This is a genomic window from Pseudomonas borbori, assembly GCF_900115555.1.
Lineage (GTDB): Bacteria > Pseudomonadota > Gammaproteobacteria > Pseudomonadales > Pseudomonadaceae > Aquipseudomonas > Aquipseudomonas borbori.
Genome location: NZ_FOWX01000029.1, coordinates 1 through 20,656 on the forward strand (window position 1 = coordinate 1; position 20,656 = coordinate 20,656).

Here is a 20,656-nt window from a genome sequence, read left to right on the forward strand (position 1 = left end):
ACTGCTGGACGACCGCTACGGCAACCGCTCGACGCTAGTGACCAGCCAGATGCCAGTGGACAAATGGCACGCACTGATCGGCGATCCGACCTTGGGCGATGCGATCCTCGACCGGCTGGTGCACAACGCTTATCGGATCGAACTGAAGGGCGAATCGATGCGCAGACGCGCAACGAAATTGACGGCGACAGAGACTTCAGACTAACAATGCAAACCTGCGTCGCTGCGCTCCGACTGCCTGTCCAACTGGACGTGGATCAGGTGTCCAAGTGAGCATGGAACGAGTGTCCAAATGATCGTGGGCTGAGTGTCCAAGTGTCGTGGAATCCGCAATCGTGGACAAAAAACGGGCCTGTTGGCCCGTTTTTTGTCCGGAAGAGGCAAGGAAATAACTATCGAGTTGTTACGCTTCATAAATTGGTTCGCCTGCCCAAGCGGGTCTAGGCTTGTTCCATCGTCGGCCGCAGTCGATGGGTCCGACCCGATGAGGAGAAGGAGAGAACGATGTCGAACCAAGGTAAATGCCCGTTCAATCACGTGGCTGGCGGTGGCACTGGCAACAGGGACTGGTGGCCGAGCCAGTTGCGTGTGGATCTGCTGAATCAGCATTCTGAGAAATCCAACCCGCTGGGCGAGAAATTCAACTACGCCGAAGAATTCAAGAAGCTCGACTACAAGGCGCTCAAGGCGGATCTGGTCAAACTGATGACCGATAGCCAGGACTGGTGGCCGGCCGACTTCGGTCATTATGGTCCACAGATGGTCCGTATGGCCTGGCACGCCGCCGGCACCTACCGCACCACCGACGGTCGCGGTGGTGGCGGTCGCGGCCAGCAGCGTTTCGCCCCGCTGAACTCCTGGCCGGACAACGTCAATATCGATAAATCGCGCCGCCTGCTCTGGCCGATCAAGCAGAAGTACGGGCAGAAGATTTCCTGGGCCGATCTGATTATCCTCGCCGGCAACGTCGCCCTCGAGTCCATGGGGTTTCGCACCTTCGGCTTTGCCGCCGGTCGTGAGGACGTGTGGGAGCCGGACCTCGACGTGAACTGGGGCGCGGAGATTGCCTGGCTCGGCGTCGATCCGGAGCGGGTCAAGGGCGACCGCGAGCTGAGCGCACCGTTCGGCGCCACCCACATGGGCCTGATCTATGTCAATCCGGAGGGCCCGAACGCCAGCGGCGACTATATGCTCGCGGCCAAGGACATTCGCAGCACCTTCGGCCGCATGGCCATGGACGACGAGGAGACCGTTGCCCTGATCGCCGGCGGCCATACCTTCGGCAAGGCTCACGGCGCCGCACCGGAGTCGCACAAGGGGCCGGAGCCCGAAGCCGCGCCGCTCGAGGCCCTAGGCCTGGGCTGGCTCAGTGACTTCGGCAGTGGTCATGGCAAGGACACCATCTCCAGCGGCATCGAAGTCACCTGGAGCAAGACCCCGACGCTATGGAGCAACAACTTCTTCGAGAATCTGTTCAAGTACGAGTGGGAGCTGACCCAGTCGCCCGCCGGGGCCAAGCAGTGGGTGGCCAAGGATGCGCCGGAGATCATTCCGGATGCGCACATCCCGGGCAAATTCCACAAACCGACCATGCTCACCACCGACCTGACCCTGCGCTTCGATCCGGAGTTCGGCAAGATTTCCAAGCGTTTCCTGGACGATCCGCAGGCCTTTGCCGAAGCCTTCGCCCGCGCCTGGTTCAAGCTGATCCATCGCGATATGGGGCCGAAGGCCCGTTACCTGGGGCCTGAAGTGCCGAAAGAGGATCTGATCTGGCAGGACCCGCTGCCGGCGCCGACCCATAACCCCAGCGCGGCCGATATTGCCGACCTCAAGGCCAGGATCGCCGCCTGTGGGCTGTCGGTGGGCGATCTGGTCTCGCTGGCTTGGGCCTCGGCCTCGACCTTCCGTGGCGGCGACAAGCGTGGCGGCGCCAACGGAGCGCGTCTGGCCCTGGCTCCGCAGAAAGACTGGGAGGTCAACCGGCGCGCCATCCAGGCTCTACCCAAGCTGGTGGAGATCCAGAAGGCATCCGCCAAGGCCTCGCTGGCCGACCTGATAGTGCTGGCCGGCAATGTCGGCGTGGAGCTGGCTGCCCAGGCCGCCGGGGTGAGTGTCGATGTACCCTTCGCCCCGGGGCGGGTGGATGCCCGTCAGGATCAGACGGATGTCGAGTCCTTCGCCCTGCTCGAGCCCGTCGCCGACGGCTTTCGCAACTACCGCATGGGCGCGCTCGGTGTGCCGACCGAGGCCATGCTGGTCGACAAGGCCCAGTTGCTGACCCTGAGCGCACCGGAGCTGACCGCACTGGTCGGTGGCCTGCGGGTGCTGGGGGCCAACCATGACGGCAGCCAGCATGGTGTGTTCACCGACAAGGTCGGCGTGCTGAGCAACGACTTCTTCGTCAACCTGCTGGACATGGGCACCGAGTGGACGGCGGTGGATGCCGAGGCGGAAACCTTCGAGGGCAAGGATCATAAGAGTGGCCAGGTGAAATACACCGCCACCCGCAACGACCTGGTCTTCGGTTCCAACTCGGTGCTGCGTGCCTACGCCGAGGTCTACGCCAGTGCCGATGGCAAGGAAAAGCTGGTCAAGGACTTCGTCGCCGCCTGGACCAAGGTGATGAACCTGGACCGTTTCGACCTCGCTTGAGCCGTTGCCGGTGGAGCGCCCTGTGGCGCCCCGCCGGCCGGGTTCAACCGCCTCGCTGATGCAGGCGCCCTGCTTTTCGCTTGACCGTAACGAACGGCAAGCGGAGCATTCGCCCATTCCACGGATGTCGCAAGGATTCCAGGCATGAAGGGTCATATCGAAGTCATCGACTATTTGAAAATGCTGCTCAAGGGCGAACTGGCTGCGCGCGACCAGTACTTCATTCACTCGCGTCTGTACGAGGATTGGGGCTTCAATAAGCTCTACGAGCGGATCAACCACGAAATGGAAGAGGAGACTCAGCACGCCGATGCGCTGTTGCGGCGTATTCTGTTCCTCGAGGGGTTGCCGGATATGACACCCAATCCCTTCAGGTTCGGGCAGAGCGTGCCGGAGATGTTCAAGCTCGACCTGGCTCTGGAATACGAGGTGCGGGCCGCGCTGAGCAAGGGCATCGAGCTGTGCGAACGCCATCAGGATTATCCGAGCCGTGACATTCTGCAGGCTCAACTCAAGGACACCGAGGAAGATCATGCCTATTGGCTGGAGATTCAGCTTGGCCTGATCGACAAGATGGGCCTGGAGAACTATTTGCAGAGCCAGATGTAGATTTCAGCTACAAGCTACAAGCCGAGCCAGGGCGGAGGTGATCCGTCCTGGCCTTTTTCTTGCCGCTTATCGCTTGAGCGCAGCGGCAAGCCTCAAGCGCGATCCCGTTCCAGCAATGGCTTGAGGAAGTGACCGGTGTGCGATTGCGGCATCTCGGCGACTTCTTCCGGGGTGCCGCAGGCGATGATCTGGCCGCCCTTGGAGCCGCCTTCCGGGCCGAGGTCGACCAGCCAGTCGGCGGTCTTGATCACGTCCAGGTTGTGCTCGATCACCACCACGGTATTGCCGTGGTCGCGCAGGCGATGGAGCACGTCGAGCAGTTGCTGGATGTCGGCGAAGTGCAGGCCGGTGGTCGGCTCGTCGAGGATATACAGGGTCTTGCCGGTGTCGCGTTTGCTCAGCTCGCGGCTCAGCTTGACCCGCTGCGCCTCGCCGCCGGACAGGGTGGTCGCGCTCTGCCCCAGCTTGATATAGGACAGGCCGACATCCATCAGTGTCTGCAGCTTGCGCGCCAGGGCCGGCACGGCATCGAAGAACAGCCGCGCTTCCTCGATGGTCATGTCCAGCACTTCGGTGATGCTCTTGCCCTTGTACTTCACCTCCAGGGTTTCGCGGTTGTAGCGCTTGCTCTTGCACACATCGCAGGGCACGTAGATGTCCGGCAGGAAGTGCATCTCCACCTTGATCAGGCCGTCGCCCTGGCAGGCTTCGCAGCGCCCGCCCTTGACGTTGAAGGAGAAACGCCCCGGCCCATAACCGCGCGAACGCGACTCCGGCACGCCGGCGAACAGCTCGCGGATCGGGGTGAACAGGCCGGTGTAGGTCGCCGGATTGGAGCGCGGCGTGCGGCCGATTGGGCTCTGGTCGATATCCACCACCTTGTCCAGGTGCTGCAGGCCGTCGATGCTGTCGTGGGCGGCGGCCTCCAGGGTAGTGGCGCCATTCAGCGCGGTGGCGCTGAGCGGGTAGAGGGTGTTGTTGATCAGGGTCGATTTGCCCGAGCCGGACACCCCGGTGACGCAGGTGAGCAGGCCGATCGGGATCTCCAGATCGACCTTTTGCAGGTTGTTGCCGCGCGCGCCCTTGATCTTCAGCGAGAGCTTCTTGTCCTTTGGCGTGCGCTGGGCCGGTACGGCGATTTTCACCCGCCCGGAGAGGTATTTGCCGGTCAGCGAATCCGGGTGGGCCATGACCTCGGCCGCGCTGCCCTGGGCGACTATCTGGCCGCCATGCACGCCGGCGCCGGGGCCGATGTCGACCACGTAGTCGGCCATGCGGATGGCGTCTTCGTCGTGTTCGACCACGATCACCGTGTTGCCGATATCGCGCAGATGCCGCAGGGTGCCGAGCAAGCGTTCGTTGTCGCGCTGGTGCAGGCCGATCGAGGGTTCGTCGAGGATGTACATGACCCCGACCAGGCCGGCGCCGATCTGGCTGGCCAGACGGATACGCTGGGCCTCGCCACCGGACAGGGTGTCGGCGCTGCGGTCCAGGGTCAGGTAATCCAGGCCGACGTTGACCAGAAACTGCAGGCGCTCGCGGATTTCCTTGAGGATCTTCTCGGCAATCTCGCCGCGCCGGCCGGGTAGCGTCAGGTTGCCAAAGTACTCGGTGGCGTCGCCGATCGGCAGGCCGCTGACCGCCGGCAGGGTCTTCTCGCCGACCCAGACGTGCCGGGCCTCGCGGCGCAAACGGGTGCCGCGGCAATCCTGGCAGGCCTGGGTGCTGAGGAACTTGGCCAGCTCTTCGCGCACGCTGGCCGATTCGGTCTCGCGGTAGCGGCGGTCGAGGTTCGGCACTATGCCTTCGAACGGGTGGGAGCGCTTGACGATGTCGCCACGGTCGTTGAGGTACTTGAAGTCGACGTTCTGCGTGCCGCTGCCGAACAGAATGCATTTCTGATGCTCGGCGGCCAGGTCGTCGAAGGGGATTTCCAGGCTGAAACCGTAATGCCCGGCCAGCGCGCCGAGCATCTGGAAGTAGTAGACGTTGCGCCTGTCCCAGCCGCGGATCGCGCCCTCGGCCAGGGTCATCTCGCCGTTGATCAGGCGCTTGGTGTCGAAGAACTGCTTCACGCCCAGGCCGTCGCAGGTCGGGCAGGCGCCGGCCGGATTGTTGAAGGAGAACAGCTTGGGCTCCAGTTCGCTGATCGAATGGCCGCAGACCGGGCAGGCGAAACGCGCGGAGAAGATGATTTCCTCGCCGTCTTCGCCTTGCTCTTTGTCGCCTTCGGCGGGGAGGGGGGCAACCAGGGCCAGACCGTCGGCCAGCTTGAGCGCGGTCTCGAACGACTCGGCCAGGCGCTGCTGCAGGTCGCCACGGGCCTTGAAGCGATCGACCACGGCATCGATGCTGTGCTTCTTCTGCTTGTCCAGCTTGGGCAACTCGTCCAGTTCGTAAAGCTTGCCGTTGACCCGCACCCGCACGAAGCCCTGGGCGCGCAGTTCGTCGAACACCGCCAGGTGCTCGCCCTTGCGTTCACGCACTATCGGCGCCAGCAGCATCAGCTTGCTGCCTTCGGGCAGCGCCAATACCTGGTCGACCATCTGGCTGACGGTCTGCGCTTCCAGCGGCAGGTCGTGATCCGGGCAGCGTGGAATGCCGGCGCGGGCATACAGCAGGCGCAGGTAGTCGTAGATCTCGGTGATGGTGCCGACGGTGGAGCGCGGGTTGTGCGAGGTGGATTTCTGCTCGATGGAGATCGCCGGTGACAAGCCTTCGATGGTGTCGACATCGGGTTTTTCCATCATCGACAGGAACTGCCGGGCGTAGGCCGACAGCGACTCGACGTAGCGGCGCTGGCCCTCGGCGTAGAGGGTGTCGAAGGCCAGCGAGGACTTGCCGGAGCCGGACAGGCCGGTGATCACGATCAGCTTGTCGCGCGGCAGGGTGAGGTCGATGTTTTTCAGGTTATGGGTGCGGGCACCCCGGATCACAATCTTGTCCACAAACAGCGGCCTCGCATGGCGGGCGGAAAACCAGCGAGTATACGGCCCTGTGCCGCAGTGCGGCAAAGCATGACGGCTGTGCCGCGTCGAGCGGGGCTGCTAGAATCGCCGCCTATTTTATCAAGGCGTTCTCCATGCACGATTCCTACAGCGAGCGCATGAGTGGCGGTGAAACCCGTGCGGCCGCCGGGCTGGCACTGGTGTTTGCCTTCCGCATGCTCGGCATGTTCATGGTCCTGCCGGTGCTGGCGACCTACGGCATGGAGCTGCGCGGCAGTACGCCGGCATTGATTGGCCTGGCCATTGGCGCCTACGGCCTGACCCAGGCCCTGCTGCAGATCCCCTTCGGCATGCTCAGCGACCGCATCGGCCGGCGGCCGGTGATCTATGCCGGGCTGCTGATTTTCGCCGCCGGCAGCCTGCTGGCGGCCAATGCCGATTCCATCTGGGGGGTGATCGCCGGCCGTGTGCTGCAGGGCGCCGGGGCGATTTCCGCCGCGGTGATGGCGCTGCTCTCCGATCTGACCCGCGAACAGCACCGGACCAAGGCCATGGCCATGATCGGCATGAGCATCGGCTTGTCCTTCGCCGTGGCCATGGTGGTGGGTCCGTTGCTGACCCGCGCCTTTGGCTTGTCCGGGTTGTTCATGGCCACCGCCGCCATGGCCTTGCTCGGTATTCTCATCGTCGCCGGGGTGGTGCCGCGCGCGGCCGGACCGCTGCAACACCGCGAGTCCAAAGTGGCCAGTCAGGCATTGCTGCCAACCTTGCAGCATGTCGATTTGTTGCGTCTGGACTTCGGCATCCTGGCCCTGCATGCGATTCTGATGGCCAGTTTCATCGCCTTGCCGCTGGCGCTGGTGGAGCAGGGAGGGCTGCCCAAGGAAGAACACTGGTGGGTGTACCTGACCGCGCTACTGATCGGCTTCTTCGGCATGCTGCCGTTCATCATCTATGGCGAGAAACAGCGGCGCATGAAGCGTGTGTTGCTCGGGGCGGTAGCGGTGCTGCTGGCCTGTGAGCTGTACTTCTGGCAGTTCGGCAGCAGCCTGCGCGCACTGGTGCTGGGCACAGTGGTGTTTTTCACCGCGTTCAATCTGCTCGAGGCGTCGCTGCCGTCATTGGTCAGCAAGGTGGCGCCTGCCGGCGGCAAGGGCACGGCGATGGGGGTGTATTCGACCAGCCAGTTTCTCGGCGCGGCCCTGGGCGGTATCCTCGGCGGTTGGCTGTACCAGCATTACAGCCTGTCGGGGGTGTTTCTCGGTTGCGCCGCCATGGCTCTTCTCTGGCTGGTCTTTGCTGTTACTATGCGCGAACCGCCTTATGTCACCAGCCTGCGCTTGCCGCTTTCAGTCGCGGCATTGCACGAAGTGGGGTTGGCCGAGCGTTTACAGGCAGTGCCCGGAGTGGCGGATGCCGTGGTGGTGCGTGAAGAAGCCGCCATCTATATCAAAGTGGATACCCAACAATTGGATCGCATGTCCCTCGAGCGCCTGATCGAAGCGCCGCCGGCGACGTGCTGAAAGCTCTAGGAGAACGTTATGGCCCGTGGGGTTAACAAAGTCATTCTGGTCGGTACCTGCGGACAGGATCCGGAAACGCGCTATCTGCCCAGCGGCAATGCGGTCACCAACCTGAGCCTGGCCACCAGCGAGCAGTGGACCGACAAGCAGACCGGGCAGAAGGTCGAGAAGACCGAGTGGCACCGTGTCTCGCTGTTCGGCAAGGTTGCCGAAATCGCCGGCGAATACCTGCGCAAGGGTTCGCAGGTGTATATCGAAGGCAAACTGCAGACCCGCGAGTGGGAAAAGGACGGCATCAAGCGTTATACCACCGAGATCGTCGTCGACATGCAGGGTACCATGCAACTGCTCGGCGGCCGTCCGGATAACGCCGGTGGCGACTCCGCGTCGCGTCAGCAGCGCCCTGCGCCGCAACGTGAAGCGCAGCGCGAACAGCAGCAGGCACCGCGTCCGGCAGCGCCGCAGCAGACCAAGCCCGCGCAGGATTTCGACAGTTTCGACGACGACATCCCGTTCTGATTAGTTGAGTCAGCGTTCTATCATGCGTATGCGGCTGATGCTGCTGGGCGGTGGCAATGCCCTGGGGCAGGCGCTGATCCGCCTCGGCGCCGAGGAGGACATCGCCTTCCTTGCGCCGCGCCCGCCGGAAACCGGCTGGGATGCCGCCAGCCTGACCCAACTGCTGGACGACACGCGCCCCGATGCGTTGATCAACCTTGCTTACTATTTCGACTGGTTTCAGGCCGAAGAAGCGAGCGAGGCGCGGCTGGCTGCCCAGGAGCAAGCGGTCGAGCGCCTGGCCGAGCTTTGTCAGCACCATGAGATTCGTCTGCTGCAACCGTCCAGCTATCGGGTGTTCGATGGTTCGCGGGTCACCGCCTACAGCGAAAAGGAAGAGCCGGTGCCCTTGGGCATGCGTGGTCAGGCCTTGTGGCGGATCGAGCAGCGCGTACGGGCGGTGTGCCCGCGGCATGTGTTATTGCGCTTCGGCTGGTTACTGGATGAGAGTCCGGATGGCCAGCTCGGGCGTTTTCTGCGGCGTGCCGAGCGCGATGACAGCATTGCGCTGGCCGATGATCGACGCGGCAACCCGACCCCGGTCGACGATGCCGCGCGGGTGATCCTCGCGGTGCTCAAGCAGCTCGATTGTCAGGCGCCGTTATGGGGGACTTTCCACTATGGCGGCCAGGAAGCGGCGACCTCGCTGGCCTTGGGCCAGGCGGTGCTGAGCGAAGCGCGCAACTTGCGCAGCAACCTGCTGGAAGACATCACGGCGCAGGCCCATGCCGCGCGCCCGGATGCCGCCGAGGAGCCGCAACACGCGGTGCTGGCCTGCAAGAAAATCCTGCATACCTTCGGTATCAAGCCGCGCGCCTGGCGCTCGGCATTGCCGAGTCTATTGGATCGTTACTACCGTCATGTCTGATGCACCTATTCTGATCACCGGAGGAGCCGGTTTTATCGGTTCGCATCTGGTTGACGCGCTATTGGGCCAAGGCCATGCGGTGCGCGTGCTGGACAACTTATCCATGGGCAAGCGCGCCAATCTGCCGCTGGATAACCCGCGCCTGGGTTTTATCGAAGGCGATGTGGCCGATGCGCGCCTGGTCGATCAGGCCGTGGCCGGTTGTGCGGCCGTGGTGCACCTGGCAGCAGTGGCCTCGGTACAGGCCTCGGTGGATGACCCGGTGAGTACGCACCAGAGCAACTTCGTCGGCACCCTCAACGTCTGCGAGGCCATGCGTCTGCACGGGGTCAAGCGGGTGGTCTATGCATCGAGCGCGGCGGTCTATGGCAACAATGGCGAAGGTCAGGCGATTGACGAAGATACGCCCAAGGCGCCGCTGACGCCCTACGCCGCAGACAAACTGGCCAGTGAGCATTACCTGGACTTCTATCGCCGTCAGCACGGTCTGGAACCAGCGATTTTTCGCTTCTTCAATATTTTCGGTCCACGCCAGGATCCGTCCTCGCCTTATTCCGGGGTGATCAGCATCTTCACCCAGCGGGCGCAGCAAGGGCTGCCGATCAGGGTGTTCGGCGATGGCGAGCAGACCCGCGACTTCTTCTATGTCGGCGACCTGTTGGCGCTGCTGATCCAGGCGTTGGAGATGCCGCAGGTGGTGGCGGGCGCGGTGAATGTCGGCTGGAATCAGGCGGTCAGCCTCAACCAGCTGCTGGCCGAAATCGGCAGTCTGTGTGGCGGTTTGCCGGCGGTTGACTATCGGGCGGCGCGGCCCGGCGATATTCGCCATTCGCGAGCGGACAACCGGCGCTTGCAGGATTGTTACCGGCTGCCGCCTGCGACCGCCATGCGTGAGGGCTTGCGCAGGTTGCTAAACCAGGGCTGATCTGTACCCACAAAAAAAACCGGCGCTGAGCCGGTTTTTTGTGGGTGGCGGTTTGCCTTAGAACTTGTAGCCGAGGCCGACCATGTAGACCAGCGGATCGACATCCACGTCGACCTTGACCTTCTCGCCGCCAAAGGAGGTGGTGCCGGTGGTGTCGATGTCGATGTAACGCACGCTGGCGTTGAGCAGGAGGGTGTCGGTCAGCAGATAGTCCATGCCCAGTTGGGCGGCGAGGCCCCAGGAATCTTTCATGTCCAGGCCGCTGAAGCCTTTGCCTTCGGCTTCGCTGCTCAGCTTGTCGTCGAAGAACCAGGTGTAGTTGATGCCCGCTCCCGCATAGGGCTGGAAGGCGGAGGCGCTGTCGAGCGGGTAGTAGACGACGCTCAGGGTTGGCGGCAGGTGCTTGAGTTCACCCAGCTTGCCGTTCAGGCCTGCGAATACTCCAGGCATGCCTTTCACGCCGACGTCGTGGCTGAACGGCGTGGCGGCCAGCAATTCGATACCGATGTGATTGCTGATCATGTAGGTGCCGGTGAGGCCCAGCTGGGTATCGCTGTCCAGTGTGGCTTTGGTGCCGGCCACGTCGGTGTTCAGCGCGCCTACCCAGATATCGCTGCTGCTTTCATGCGGGTCGACGGTGGCTGCACCGGCGCGCAGGATGATGTCGCCTGCCTCGTAGGCCTGGGCGAGGGGTGCGGCCAATACGCTGGCCAGGATGGAGAGAGCGAGCAGGGACTTGCGCATGGAGAACTCCGGTCGAGTCATCAGTTGGTTGGGCTGAGGGCAATGTTAGGGAGCTAAGCACGTCGAGTTTTGACCCAGCTCAATGAATTGGCTTGCTGGTAGTGCGGGTATTTGTCCGGCGTCGCCTGGGCTCACCCTGTTCAGCCAGCGGCTGGCGCGGGATGCAGGAGGCTGAAGGGGTGGACGCTGCGGCATCTGGTCGCGGTGCATCGCTTGCCGTGCGCTTTGACAATGGCAGCGCGTGAGGGAGGTCTCTCCCCGACTGTTCAGAGGTGTCGGTATTCGCCACGCCCTCAGCGGGTATTTATCAGTCCGGAGTTGCCGAGTGTTCGCTCTCAGTTGATAATGCTTCTCTTTAAATTCTGGTCTTATCAAGGAATTCCCAATGCCCCTCGTGTCGACGCGCTTGCTGGCGGTTACGCTGGTTTTGGCCAGTACTCCGCTTGCGGCGACCTCCCTGGACGCAGCCCTGGATGAAAGTCAGCGCCTGGCCGCCGAAGCCAAGGCCTCGCAGGCGCGCATCGAACAGCTCGACGATGCCAGTCGCGAGATGCTTGCCGAATACCGCAATGCCTTGCAGCAGGCCGAGGCGTTGAAAGGCTATAACCAACAACTGCAAGAACTGGTCGTGGCCCAGCGCCAGGAACTGGCGGGGTACCAGGCGCAGCTGGACGGCATCGAGCGCACCCAGGAAGCGGTGACGCCACAGATGCGCCGGATGGTCGAGGTGCTCGGCGAATTCATTGCCGCCGACCTGCCGTTCCTGCCGGATGAGCGCAGCGATCGCCTGGCGCAGTTGCAGGAGCTGCTGCCGCGTGCCGATGTCAGCCTGGCGGAAAAGTACCGACGTATCCTCGAGGCCTATCAGGTCGAGAGCGACTACGGCCGCACCCTGGAGGCCTGGCGTGGCGAGCTGCCGGTCGACGGCGCGGCGTCGCGCAGCGTCGAGTTTCTCCGTCTCGGCCGGGTGATGCTGTACTACCAGACCCTCGACGGCCATGAGAGTGGCTGGTGGAACCCGCAAAAGCGCGGTTGGGAAACGCTCGATGGCAGTGCCCGGCGGCCGTTGCACCAAGCCATCGCCATCGCCCGTCAGGAACAGGCGCCGGCCCTGCTCGATCTCCCCGTGAAGACCCTGGCTCAGGAGGCCAAGCAATGAGCCGTCGTGTTATCGCCATTCTGACCCTGGGGTTGTTGCCCGCGCTGGCCAGTGCTGCCGCGCCGCTCAGCCCGGATCAACTGTTGCAGCGCATTCGCAGCGAACGTGCCGCCGAAGTCACGGCCATGCACAGTCGCGAGCAGGCATTTGTCGCCGAGCGTGGCGAGCGGGCGCAGTTGCTCGCCGCCGCACGGGCGGCCTTGCAGGCCCAGAAGGCCCAGGCCGAGAACCTGAAAGCCGAGTTCGATCGCCAGGAGGCCGAACTGGCCGAGCAGGAAAAACTCCTCGCCCAGCGCGTCGGCCATCTCGGCGAGTTGTTCGGCGTGGTGCGCCAGAGCGCCGGCGATGTCGCCGGGCAGTGGCAGGACAGCCAGCTCAATGCGCAGTATCCCGAGCGCTTGCGGCGCCTCAAGGCGCTGGCCGAGAGTCGCACCTTGCCGTCCGCCGCGGATCTCGACGGTTATTGGATGTTGCTGCTGGAAGACCTGGCCGCCAGCGGTCGGGTCGAGCAGGTGCAAGTGCCGGTGGTGGCCGCCGATGGCCACCGCAGCGAGCAGTCGGTACTGCGTGTCGGCACCTTCTCGGCCTTCAGCGAGCAGGCCTTCCTGCGTTACGACGCCGATGCCGGCGAGTTGCTGGCGCCGCAGCGGCAACCGTCCGGCCTGGGCCGGGTTGACGACTATTTGAATAGTGGCGAGGCGCTTGCCAGCCTGCCGGTCGATCCCAGTCGCGGTACCTTGCTGGCCCAGTTGCAGCGGCAGCCGACCCTGTGGGATCGCCTGCAGCAGGGCGGCCTGGTCGGCTGGGTGATAGTCGCCTTGGGCGTGGTGGGCCTGCTCCTGGCCATCTGGCGCATGCTTCATCTGGCCCGGGTCGGGCGTGGGGTGAGCGCGCAGATGCATGATCTCAGCGCGCCGCGTGGTGATAACCCGCTGGGCCGGGTGATCGGCGTGCTGGGGCCGCAGCCGCAGTTGGCCGACCTGGAAACCCTGGAGCTGAAGCTCGACGAGGCGATCCTGCAGGAAACTCCGCCCCTGGAAAAAGGCCAGGGCCTGCTCAAACTGCTCTGCGCTGTGGCGCCGCTGCTCGGCCTGCTCGGCACCGTGACCGGCATGATCGTCACCTTCCAGGCCATCACCCAGGGCGGTGGCGGTGATTCGCGGCTGATGGCCGACGGCATTTCCCAGGCCCTGGTGACTACGGTGCTGGGCCTGGTGGTGGCGATTCCGCTGCTGTTCCTGCACAGCCTGCTGGCCAGTCGCAGCAAGGGCCTGATCCAGTTGCTCGAGCAGCAAAGTGCCGGCCTGATCGCCCTGCATCTGTCCGGGGCGCCGCGTCGTGACTGATTGGCTCGGCTTATGGCTGTCTCTGGTCGACAGCAGCTACGCGCTGCTCGACTTCATGAGCGCCGGCGGCGTGGTGATGTGGGCACTGGCCGGGCTCTGCGTGGTGTTCTGGACCCTGGTGTTCGAGCGCTTCTGGTATGTGCGGCGGGTCTTCCCGCGCTGGGGGCGCGAGCGGCGCAAGGCCTGGCAGTTGCTGCAGGACGACAACGGCAACTGGCAGCGGGCGGTGCGCGCCGCCTGGCTGGCGCAGGCAAGGCAACACCTGCTCGGTCCGCTACGCCTGAGCAAGACCCTGGTGGCGATGTACCCGCTGCTCGGCTTGCTCGGCACCGTCAGCGGCATGGTCGCGGTGTTCGACGTGCTCGCCATCAACGGCACCGGCAACCCGCGCGGCATGGCCGCCGGTGTCTGGCAGGCGACCCTGCCGACCATGGCCGGCATGGTCCTGGCGATTACCGGATTGTTCAGCCTGGCACGCCTCGAACGCGATGCGCGCCGGGCCCTCGAGCGGCTGGCCGACCAGCTGCGACACGATTGAGGCTGTAAAAAATGCGAATGCGCCGACACCACCAGCAAGACGAAGACACCGGCATCGACCTGACGCCGATGCTCGACGTGGTCTTTATCATGCTGATCTTCTTTATCGTCACCAGCTCCTTTATCAAGGAGTCCGGGGTCGAAGTACAGCGTCCCCAGGCGGAAACCGCCAGCCCGCAGGACAAGGGCAATATCCTCATCGCCGTGACCGCCGACGGCCAGGTGTGGATGGACAAGAAAGTCGTCGACGTGCGCAGCGTGCGCGCGCATGTCGAGCGCATGCGCGTCGACCAGCCGGAAGGTGCGGTGGTGGTGCAGGCCGATCAGGATGCGCGTACCGGCCTGGTCGTGCAGGTGATGGATCAGGCGCGTCTGGCCGGGGTGCAGGATGTCGCCCTGGCTGCTAGCTCGGGAGCGCTTTGATGCGTGTGCCTTTGGCCTTTCTCGGCGCCTGCCTGATGGCCTTGGCGCTGTTCGCCTTGATGTTGTACATGGTCGCGCCGCCGCGTAGCCAGCCCTCGGACGCGCCGCTGACGGTGGCCAACTTCGTCCGTCTCGATGGCAATGCCAGCGACACCGCGACCCGCAGTCGTCAGCAGGCGCCGCAGCCACCCCAGCCGCAAACCCCGCAACCACCGACACCGCCCACGCCGGTCGCCGCCACCCCGAGTGCCAAGCTGCCGGCGCTGGATCTGCAGCTGCCGAGTCTGAGCAGCGGCATCGCCGTCAACAGTGCGCCGACCCCGAGCCTCAGCGGCCTCAGTGTCGGCGCTGCCGCGCCCAGCGCGCCGGCGCCAAACGAGTCCGCCGGCCAAGCTGGCGGCCCGGAAAGCGAAGTGATGCCGCTCAACGATGTCAGTCCGGACTATCCGCGCTACGCCTTGCAGCGCGGCATCGAAGGGCACGTCAAGCTGGCGTTCACCATCAACCGCGCCGGTGCGGTGGAGAATATCCGGGTGGTCGAAGCCCGCCCGCAGAATGTATTCGAGCGCGAGGCGCGGCGCGCCGCGGTGCGCTGGCGTTTTGCCCCGCGTACCGAGAGCGGCCTGGCGGTGGCCCGCGAAGCGGTGAAAACCCTGTACTTCCGCCTTGAAGGAGGTCGCTGAGATGCAGCGTTTGTTGCTGTTATGGATTCTGTGCGTGGCGGGGGCCGTGCAGGCCGCCGGGCAAAGCGTCGAGCCGGGCGTTTTCCGTGCCCTGAACGCGGCCCAGGAGGCTCAGCAGCAGGGCGACTATGCCGCGGCGAGGCGGGCGCTGGATGCGGCCAAGGCCAAGCCGGACAGCCTGGAGCAAGCCTTGCTGTGGCGCAGCCGCGGTTACCTGGCCTGGGCCGAAGGGCAGAACGCCAAGGCCATCGAATTGCTTGGCAAGGCCGTCGGGAGCGGCAAGCTGGACGCCGAGTTGCAGGCCGGCGAGCAGCTGAATCTGGCCCGGCTCAACCTGGTCGAACGGCGTTACGCTCGGGTTGTCAGCCTGCTGGCGCCGCAGCAGGCGACGGCCGGGGAAGAGGTCCTGCAGATGCTGGTGCAGGCCTACCAGGGGCTGGGCCAACCGGCCAAGGCGTTGCCGCTGGCCGAGCGCTATGTGCAGGCCAATCCGCGGGCGGCTGACAGCTGGTTGCAGTTTCTCGTCGCGGTAAATGCCGACCTCAAGCGTTATGCCGCCGCCGAGCGCTGGCAGCGCCAGCTACTCGGGCGTCAGCCCGATCATGCCCAAGGCTGGCGCCAGCTGGCCGCCTTGCAGCAACTGAGTGGTAGCCACGACAAGGCGTTGGCCACCCTGCGTACGGCACACAGCAAGGGCCTGCGCTTCAATGAGGCCGAGCTGGACAACCTGGTGCTGCTGGCCGGCGTGGCCGAGCAACCCTGGCAAGGCGCCAAGCTGCTCACCGGCCTGCTCGAACAGGGCCTGCTGCCGCGTACCACCGCCCGTGAAGAGCGCCTGGCCCTGCTCTGGTGGCAGGCCCGCGAGCGTGCTTCGGCGGCGGGTATCTACCGCCAACTGGCGGGGCGTTCGGGCAGCGCCAAGCATTGGCTGAACCTGGCCCAGCTGGAGATGGAACAGGGCCGCTGGCAGGCCGGCCTGGACGCCCTGGCCAAGGCCGAACGTGCCGGCGCCGAACGCAGCAAGGTGCGCTCCTGGCGCCGCTGGGCGGAAAGCGAACTGAATTTCGAGCGGGAAAAACGCCTGGCCAGTCGTCACTGATCGCGCCGGGCTGCCTGCTGGCGACCATCGGTGGGCAAGACTGCGCCATGCCCCCCTGGAAAAGCGCGCCTCGCAACGGGGAGGTAATCCGGGAAAGTCGGGCCAGTCCGTGCCTACGCCAACGCTCCCCGGAGCTTGAGAATCCGCGTAGTGCGGTTTTTTGCAGGGTGGGCCGGGCGGTGTCCGTTTCGGCCCAGCGAAGCCCTGCTGGTGGGCTGAAGCCCACCCTGCTACAGGTTGCGTCTCAAAGCTGGGGCGTCCAGGTCACGGCAAACAGCGCGGTGCGGCCCTCGGTGTTGTAGCCGAAACGGCCATTGGCTGTGCTGTAGGTCGCTTCGGCATAGTCCTTGTCAAAGAGGTTGGTCAGTTTCAGGTCTAAGGCCACTTCCTGGCTGGCTTGCCATTTGCCGCGCAGGCTGAACAGGCCATAGCCGCTCAGCTCCGTGTTGTTGTCGGCATCGTCATAGCGGCCACTGACTGCGCGCCAACTGGTGCCGACAGCAAATTCGCCGAACTGGCGATCCAGGTCCAGGCTCAGCGTGCGTTTGGCCCGGCGTGCGAGGGTGTGGTCAGTGTCGCGATCCCGCGGGTCGATCAAGGAGAGCGCCAGGTTGCCCTGCCAACCAAACAGCTCCTGTTTGAGTGCAGCTTCGAAGCCATTGATGCGAGCGGTCTGGACGTTCTGAGGAATGAAGTTCTGGTCGAGAACAATCGCGTCTTGCAGGTCGATGCGGTACAGCGACAGCTCCAGTGCGCCGGTTTCGCTGTAGCGGCTGCGCCATTGGGCTTCGTAGCTCTTGGACGTTTCAGGCTTGAGGTCGGGGTTGGCGCTAGGGAAGCAAAAGCCGCCGAAACAGAAGTCGGGGAAGTACAGGTCGTTGAAGGTCGGTGCGCGGAAGCCTTCGCTGTAGGACAGGATCAGGTCGTTGTCGGCGTTAAGCGGTACGGTTAGCGCGGCGTTCCAGGTGTTCTTGCTGCCGAACTGCTGGTTCTTGTCATGACGCAGGCCCAGTTCGGTGGAGAAGTGTTCAGCGTTGTAGCGGTGCTGGATAAATGCCGCCCGGTTCCAGCGCGAGTCCTCGACGAAGTCTGTGTCGCTATGCAGGCGATCCTCGTACCAGTCGGCACCCAGCAGTACCTGATGATGGTCGCTGAGGGCCAGGGTATTCACCCAGCTGGCCGAATCGCGGTAGGTGTTGAAGCTGTAGAACGAGTCGGCGCTGGCTTGTGGCTGATCGTTGCCGGTGTCGCGCTTGTCTTCACTGTGGCCGATTTCCAGGCGGCTATTCCAGGCTTCGCCGAGGTTGGCATCGATGAAACTGGACAGGCTGCTTAGCTGGAAATCGGTGGTGGGCAGCGAGGTGCTGAAGATGTCCTCGAACTCGGCCTGGCCGCGCTGGTCGAGGGCGCTGAAGCCGATCTTCAGGTCGTCATTGAAGCGGTGCGATAGGTTCAGACTCAGCGACTGATTGCGATAGGCATCGTCATCGCCGTTGGCGCCGAAGTTGTCGCGTGTCGCATCGATGCCCTGGGTTTCATCGAGTGCGGCGCCCAGGTTGAAGCGGGTCTGCGCGTCGCCGCCGGACAAGCCGAGGCTGCGCTCGAAAGTCTGGTTGCTACCCGCTCCAAGGCGAACATAGGGCTTGAGACCGTCGCCGCTGCCTTGGCGGGTGAAAATCTGCACGACCCCACCGATGGCGTCCGAGCCATAGAGCGCCGAGCGCGCGCCGCGGACTACTTCCACCCGCTCGATCTGCTCCGGGCTGAGAAATTCCAGGCTGCTGGTGCCGCTGGAGGCGGCGGCAATACGTTGGCCGTCTACCAGTACCAGGGTCTGCGCGGTCGAGGTGCCGCGCATGAACAGACCGGTCTGGCTACCCGCGCCGCCGGTACGGCTGACGCTGACGCCCGGGACGCGCTCAAGCAGTTCCGCCACGCTGCGCACTTGCAGGCGCTCGATGTCCTTGCGGGTAAACACAGTGGTTGCAGCTGTCGCCTGCTGGAGCGGTTCGGTATACCGCCCGGAGGTCACCACCAGGGGCGGTAGCGCGAGCGAGTCCTGGTAGGCGTTGGATTGCTCAGCCTGAGCAGCCAGCGGCAATAGCGTCACAGCGAGAGCGATTCGGGACAATTTCATCGGTAAATCCTCAAAAGGCAGAAAACTCTTGAGGAGGGCAGGGACAAGCACCGGGCAAGGAGGCAATAGCCAGCGCTTGACGGTGATGCCCTCCGCAACACCAGTCAGATTGCGCCGAGGCAGGTCTCCGGGCTGCCGACTGGCACTTTCCCGCCTTCCCAGGCGAACCCAGTGGCGTATCGAGAAAGCTTGCGCCCTGGCCGTGCCGGTCGGGCGCTGTCGGTTACCGTTGCGGGGGCAGCGCAGGCGTTGCGGCTGTCGAGTCGACAGCGACGCACCTGCTTCCCTTTTCACGCGGCTGGTATGGCCGCGACCTCGAACATGTAAAACGTAAAACGTCGCGCACCATATAAATGCTGCGGGATAAAAGCACAAGCAGTCCTGTACGCAGACCTGGGAACAGGTCGTTCCTATGCCTGAATCGTCCCCAGTAGCGACAGCCGTTGGCGTACTGCCGCCTCGATGCCGGCTTGGTCCAGGCCGCACTCGGCGAGCATCTGGCTCGGCTTGGCGTGCTCGACGTAATAGTCCGGCAGGCCGAGGTGGAGCATCGACTTGAGGATATTCTCGCGGGCGAGGAATTCGCTGATCGCGCTGCCGGCGCCGCCCATGATGCTGTTTTCCTCGACGCTCACCAGCAGTTCATGGCTGGCCGCCAGCTCGCGCAGCAGGGCTTCGTCCAGGGGTTTGACGAAGCGCATGTCGACCACTGTGGCATCCAGGGTTTCGCCGACTAGCAGCGCGTCGGCCAGTTGCACGCCGAATACCAGCAGGGCAACGTGCTTGCCGGCGCGGCGAATCACGCCCTTGCCGATTTCCAGGGGCTGCAGGTTGGCCTCTATGATCGCGTTCGGCCCACTGCCGCGGGGATAGCGTACCGCCGCCGGGCCGTCGAACAGGTAGCCGGTGCTGAGCATGCGGCGCAGTTCGTTCTCGTCGCTCGGGGTCATCACCAGCATGCCGGGGATGCAGCGCAGATAGGACAGGTCGAAGCTGCCGGCGTGGGTCGGGCCGTCTTCGCCGACCAGGCCGGCGCGGTCGATGGCGAACAAGACGTCGAGGTGCTGCACCGCGACGTCATGGACCAACTGGTCGTAGGCGCGCTGGAGGAAGGTCGAGTAGATCGCCACCACCGGTTTGATGCCGTCGCAGGCCATGCCGGCGGCCAGGGTCACCGCGTGCTGTTCGGCGATGGCCACGTCGAAATAGCGCTCGGGGAAGCGTTCGCTGAAGGCCACCAGGTCCGAGCCTTCCTTCATCGCCGGGGTGATGCCGACCAGGCGCGGGTCCTCGCTGGCCATGTCGCACAGCCACTGGCCGAATACGCTGGAATACTTGGGGCCGGCGGCCTGCTTCTGGCTGGCGAGGGGGGCGGCGGCCGGAGCCTTGATCGGCTCCAGTTTGGTGATCGCGTGGTAACCGATCGGGTCGGCTTCGGCCGGGGCGAAGCCCTTGCCCTTCTTGGTGATCACATGGAGGAACTGCGGGCCGTCGAGGTCGCGCATGTTGCGCAGGGTGGCGAGCAGGGTCGGCAGGTCGTGGCCGTCGATCGGGCCGATGTAGTTCCAGCCCAGCTCCTCGAACAGGGTGCCGGGGACCAGCATGCCCTTGGCATGTTCCTCGGTCTTGCGCGCGATCTCCCAGGCGCCGGGCAGACGCGAGAGGATCTTCTTGCTGCCCTCGCGCATGCTCGCGTAAGTGCGGCTGGAGAGGATCTTGGCCAGGTAGTTGGACAGGCCGCCGACATTCTGCGAGATCGACATGTCGTTGTCGTTGAGGATCACCAGCATGTTGGCGTTGACGTCGGAGGCATGATTGAGCGCCTCGAAGGCCATGCCGGCGGTCAGCGCGCCGTCGCCGATCACCGCCACTGCTTTGCGCTTGCTACCCTGCAGGCGCGCGGCAATGGCCATGCCCAGGGCGGCGCCGATGCTGGTGCTGGAGTGGCCGACGCCGAAGGTGTCGTACTCGCTCTCGCTGCGCCGCGGGAAGGCGGCGATGCCGTCCTTCTGCCGCAGGCTGCCCATGCGCTCGCGGCGCCCGGTGAGGATCTTGTGCGGATAGGCCTGGTGACCGACATCCCACACCAGGCGGTCGTCCGGGGTGTCGAAGACGTAATGCAGTGCCACGGTCAGCTCGATCACGCCGAGCCCTGCGCCGAAATGCCCACCGGTCTGGCCGACGGTGTAGAGCAGGTACTGGCGCAGTTCGTTGGCCAGGGTTTCCAGCTCGTTCTCGCCCAGCCGGCGCAGCTCATCCGGCGTGTTCGCGCGGTCGAGCAGGGGCGTCAGTGGGCGTTGGCGAGGAATCTCGTGGAAGGTCGTCGGCATCAGGCTGATCGTTATAGGGGCAAAAGATGCGGCAGTTTACCTGAAAGTAGCCATAAGCTTTAAGCAACAAGCTGCAAGCAGGGTGCTTTGGCTTGCCGCTTTAAGGCTGGGT

General features: G+C 64.4%; 16 protein-coding genes, 1 pseudogene and 1 riboswitch. Of the genes and pseudogenes, 13 read left to right on the forward strand and 4 right to left on the reverse strand.

Annotated elements, in window-relative coordinates:
- The 3 genes and pseudogenes from istB to bfr form a co-directional block, all read left to right on the forward strand.
- Positions 1-205, forward strand: a pseudogene (istB, locus tag BM315_RS18465) (IS21-like element ISPre4 family helper ATPase IstB); the annotation flags it as partial.
- Positions 206-504: 299 nt separating this feature from the next.
- Positions 505-2,655, forward strand: a complete 2,151-nt coding sequence (katG, locus tag BM315_RS18470) for a catalase/peroxidase HPI (protein WP_090503905.1) — start codon at positions 505-507, stop codon at positions 2,653-2,655.
- Positions 2,656-2,799: 144 nt separating this feature from the next.
- Positions 2,800-3,264 (forward strand): bacterioferritin, encoded by a 465-nt coding sequence (bfr, locus tag BM315_RS18475; RefSeq protein ID WP_090503908.1) that lies wholly within the window; start codon positions 2,800-2,802, stop codon positions 3,262-3,264.
- 92 nt (positions 3,265-3,356) lie between these two features.
- Here bfr and uvrA read toward each other — a convergent pair whose 3' ends face one another.
- Positions 3,357-6,212: an excinuclease ABC subunit UvrA gene (gene uvrA, locus BM315_RS18480; protein ID WP_090503911.1), complete on the reverse strand. Its 2,856-nt coding sequence runs from the start codon at positions 6,210-6,212 to the stop codon at positions 3,357-3,359.
- 134 nt (positions 6,213-6,346) lie between these two features.
- Here uvrA and BM315_RS18485 point away from each other — a divergent pair, with 134 nt between their 5' ends.
- From BM315_RS18485 to BM315_RS18500, 4 genes are read left to right on the forward strand one after another with little or no spacing between them, the layout of a single operon-like run.
- Positions 6,347-7,735: an MFS transporter gene (locus tag BM315_RS18485; protein ID WP_090503913.1), complete on the forward strand. Its 1,389-nt coding sequence runs from the start codon at positions 6,347-6,349 to the stop codon at positions 7,733-7,735.
- Positions 7,736-7,753: 18 nt separating this feature from the next.
- The gene (locus BM315_RS18490; RefSeq protein WP_090503916.1) at positions 7,754-8,254 is read left to right on the forward strand and encodes a single-stranded DNA-binding protein; all 501 of its coding nucleotides are present in this window, start codon (positions 7,754-7,756) and stop codon (positions 8,252-8,254) included.
- Between the two features lie 22 nt (positions 8,255-8,276).
- A complete protein-coding gene (locus tag BM315_RS18495; RefSeq protein WP_090503918.1) occupies positions 8,277-9,161 on the forward strand; it encodes a sugar nucleotide-binding protein in 885 nt (294 codons plus the stop codon).
- Entirely contained in the window at positions 9,154-10,086 is a 933-nt protein-coding gene (locus tag BM315_RS18500; RefSeq protein ID WP_090503920.1) for an NAD-dependent epimerase/dehydratase family protein, read from the forward strand. Before BM315_RS18495 ends, BM315_RS18500 begins: the two co-directional genes overlap by 8 nt.
- 57 nt (positions 10,087-10,143) lie before the next feature.
- Here BM315_RS18500 and BM315_RS18505 read toward each other — a convergent pair whose 3' ends face one another.
- Positions 10,144-10,830, reverse strand: a complete 687-nt coding sequence (locus tag BM315_RS18505) for an OmpW/AlkL family protein (protein WP_090503923.1) — start codon at positions 10,828-10,830, stop codon at positions 10,144-10,146.
- Between the two features lie 385 nt (positions 10,831-11,215).
- Here BM315_RS18505 and BM315_RS18510 point away from each other — a divergent pair, with 385 nt between their 5' ends.
- The 6 genes from BM315_RS18510 to BM315_RS18535 are packed head-to-tail and all read left to right on the forward strand — an operon-like array spanning position 11,216 to position 16,077.
- Positions 11,216-11,989 (forward strand): DUF3450 domain-containing protein, encoded by a 774-nt coding sequence (locus tag BM315_RS18510; protein ID WP_090503927.1) that lies wholly within the window; start codon positions 11,216-11,218, stop codon positions 11,987-11,989.
- Positions 11,986-13,335, forward strand: a complete 1,350-nt coding sequence (locus BM315_RS18515) for a MotA/TolQ/ExbB proton channel family protein (RefSeq protein WP_090503929.1) — start codon at positions 11,986-11,988, stop codon at positions 13,333-13,335. The genes BM315_RS18510 and BM315_RS18515 overlap by 4 nt, the downstream gene beginning before the upstream one ends.
- Before the next feature lie 55 nt (positions 13,336-13,390).
- Entirely contained in the window at positions 13,391-13,873 is a 483-nt protein-coding gene (locus BM315_RS18520; RefSeq protein WP_090504058.1) for a MotA/TolQ/ExbB proton channel family protein, read from the forward strand.
- Between the two features lie 11 nt (positions 13,874-13,884).
- Positions 13,885-14,295: an ExbD/TolR family protein gene (locus BM315_RS18525; RefSeq protein WP_090503932.1), complete on the forward strand. Its 411-nt coding sequence runs from the start codon at positions 13,885-13,887 to the stop codon at positions 14,293-14,295.
- On the forward strand, positions 14,295-14,978 hold the full coding sequence (locus tag BM315_RS18530; RefSeq protein ID WP_090503934.1) for an energy transducer TonB: 684 nt from the start codon (positions 14,295-14,297) through the stop codon (positions 14,976-14,978). Before BM315_RS18525 ends, BM315_RS18530 begins: the two co-directional genes overlap by 1 nt.
- A gap of 1 nt (position 14,979) precedes the next feature.
- Positions 14,980-16,077 carry a tetratricopeptide repeat protein gene (locus tag BM315_RS18535; protein ID WP_090503937.1) on the forward strand — a complete coding sequence of 366 codons (1,098 nt, stop codon included), beginning with the start codon at positions 14,980-14,982 and terminating at the stop codon, positions 16,075-16,077.
- Positions 16,078-16,321: 244 nt separating this feature from the next.
- On the opposite strand, the gene BM315_RS18540 is transcribed toward BM315_RS18535, so the two are convergent.
- Together BM315_RS18540 and dxs are read right to left on the reverse strand one after the other, a co-directional pair.
- Complete coding sequence (locus BM315_RS18540) at positions 16,322-18,214, reverse strand: TonB-dependent receptor plug domain-containing protein (protein ID WP_090503939.1); 1,893 nt, start codon at positions 18,212-18,214, stop codon at positions 16,322-16,324.
- A 101-nt stretch (positions 18,215-18,315) separates the two neighbouring features.
- Positions 18,316-18,547, reverse strand: a riboswitch (cobalamin riboswitch).
- A 77-nt stretch (positions 18,548-18,624) separates the two neighbouring features.
- Positions 18,625-20,544, reverse strand: coding sequence for a 1-deoxy-D-xylulose-5-phosphate synthase (gene dxs / locus BM315_RS18545; RefSeq protein ID WP_090503942.1), 1,920 nt, complete (start codon positions 20,542-20,544; stop codon positions 18,625-18,627).
- Between the last annotated feature and the right edge of the window lie 112 nt (positions 20,545-20,656).

What these genes read in the sequence shown, in the direction of transcription:
- dxs (WP_090503942.1), bottom strand. Translation starts at nt 20,544, where the DNA reads ATGCCGACGACCTTCCACGAGATTCCTCGCCAACGCCCACTGACGCCC.
- BM315_RS18510 (WP_090503927.1), top strand. Translation starts at nt 11,216, where the DNA reads ATGCCCCTCGTGTCGACGCGCTTGCTGGCGGTTACGCTGGTTTTGGCC.
- BM315_RS18515 (WP_090503929.1), top strand. Translation starts at nt 11,986, where the DNA reads ATGAGCCGTCGTGTTATCGCCATTCTGACCCTGGGGTTGTTGCCCGCG.
- BM315_RS18540 (WP_090503939.1), bottom strand. Translation starts at nt 18,214, where the DNA reads ATGAAATTGTCCCGAATCGCTCTCGCTGTGACGCTATTGCCGCTGGCT.
- BM315_RS18505 (WP_090503923.1), bottom strand. Translation starts at nt 10,830, where the DNA reads ATGCGCAAGTCCCTGCTCGCTCTCTCCATCCTGGCCAGCGTATTGGCC.
- BM315_RS18495 (WP_090503918.1), top strand. Translation starts at nt 8,277, where the DNA reads ATGCGTATGCGGCTGATGCTGCTGGGCGGTGGCAATGCCCTGGGGCAG.
- bfr (WP_090503908.1), top strand. Translation starts at nt 2,800, where the DNA reads ATGAAGGGTCATATCGAAGTCATCGACTATTTGAAAATGCTGCTCAAG.
- BM315_RS18500 (WP_090503920.1), top strand. Translation starts at nt 9,154, where the DNA reads ATGTCTGATGCACCTATTCTGATCACCGGAGGAGCCGGTTTTATCGGT.
- BM315_RS18490 (WP_090503916.1), top strand. Translation starts at nt 7,754, where the DNA reads ATGGCCCGTGGGGTTAACAAAGTCATTCTGGTCGGTACCTGCGGACAG.
- BM315_RS18485 (WP_090503913.1), top strand. Translation starts at nt 6,347, where the DNA reads ATGCACGATTCCTACAGCGAGCGCATGAGTGGCGGTGAAACCCGTGCG.
- BM315_RS18525 (WP_090503932.1), top strand. Translation starts at nt 13,885, where the DNA reads ATGCGAATGCGCCGACACCACCAGCAAGACGAAGACACCGGCATCGAC.
- BM315_RS18520 (WP_090504058.1), top strand. Translation starts at nt 13,391, where the DNA reads ATGAGCGCCGGCGGCGTGGTGATGTGGGCACTGGCCGGGCTCTGCGTG.
- BM315_RS18535 (WP_090503937.1), top strand. Translation starts at nt 14,980, where the DNA reads ATGCAGCGTTTGTTGCTGTTATGGATTCTGTGCGTGGCGGGGGCCGTG.
- BM315_RS18530 (WP_090503934.1), top strand. Translation starts at nt 14,295, where the DNA reads ATGCGTGTGCCTTTGGCCTTTCTCGGCGCCTGCCTGATGGCCTTGGCG.
- katG (WP_090503905.1), top strand. Translation starts at nt 505, where the DNA reads ATGTCGAACCAAGGTAAATGCCCGTTCAATCACGTGGCTGGCGGTGGC.